Below are 1,159 nucleotides of genomic sequence, written 5' to 3'. Positions count from 1 at the left end.
CACGTCAACGTGGGCACGATCGGCCACGTGGACCACGGCAAGACCACGCTGACGGCAGCGATTGCTACCGTGCTGTCCTCCAAGTTCGGCGGCGAAGCCAAGGCATACGACCAGATCGATGCAGCGCCCGAAGAAAAGGCCCGCGGTATCACGATCAACACCGCCCACGTGGAATACGAAACGGCCAACCGCCACTACGCCCACGTGGACTGCCCAGGCCACGCCGACTATGTGAAGAACATGATCACCGGTGCTGCCCAGATGGACGGCGCCATTCTGGTGTGCTCGGCCGCTGACGGCCCCATGCCCCAGACCCGTGAGCACATCCTGCTGGCCCGCCAGGTGGGCGTGCCTTACATCATCGTGTTCCTGAACAAGTGCGACATGGTGGACGACGAAGAACTGCTGGAACTCGTCGAAATGGAAGTGCGCGAGCTCCTCGACAAGTACAACTTCCCTGGCGACGACACCCCGATCATTCGCGGTTCTGCCAAGCTCGCCCTGGAAGGCGACAAGGGTCCTCTGGGTGAAGAAGCCATCATGAAGCTGGCCGAAGCCCTGGACACCTACATCCCCACGCCAGAGCGCGCTGTGGACGGCGCCTTCCTGATGCCTGTGGAAGACGTGTTCTCGATCTCCGGTCGCGGCACCGTGGTGACCGGTCGTATCGAACGCGGTATTGTCAAGGTCGGCGAAGAAATCGAAATCGTCGGTATCAAGGACACCGTCAAGACCACCTGCACCGGCGTGGAAATGTTCCGCAAGCTGCTGGACCAAGGCCAGGCTGGCGACAACGTTGGCCTGCTGCTGCGCGGCACCAAGCGCGAAGACGTGGAACGCGGCCAAGTGCTGTGCAAGCCCGGCTCGATCAAGCCCCACACCCACTTCACCGCTGAGGTGTACGTTCTGAGCAAGGACGAAGGCGGCCGTCACACGCCTTTCTTCAACAACTACCGTCCTCAGTTCTACTTCCGCACGACCGACGTCACTGGTGCCATCGAGCTGCCAGCCGACAAGGAAATGGTCATGCCTGGTGACAACGTGTCGATCACTGTGAAGCTGATCAACCCCATCGCCATGGAAGAAGGCCTGCGCTTCGCTATCCGCGAAGGTGGCCGTACCGTGGGCGCTGGCGTCGTGGCCAAGATCCTCGCGTAAT

Annotated in this window: 1 protein-coding gene; it reads left to right on the top strand. The window is 61.3% G+C overall.

Going from position 1 to position 1,159, the window contains the following annotated elements; translation table 11 throughout:
- Positions 1-1,158: elongation factor Tu (gene tuf / locus IB243_RS26960; protein ID WP_198928090.1), on the top strand; the 1,158-nt coding region annotated here is incomplete at its 5' end.
- Position 1,159: the final 1 nt, after the last annotated feature.

The sequence above is a fragment of the Acidovorax sp. ACV01 genome (assembly GCF_014851495.1).
In the GTDB taxonomy this organism is placed as follows: domain Bacteria; phylum Pseudomonadota; class Gammaproteobacteria; order Burkholderiales; family Burkholderiaceae_C; genus Acidovorax; species Acidovorax radicis.
Note: the sequence above shows the minus strand (reverse complement) of the source record. Positions and strands in the feature narration are given on the sequence as shown.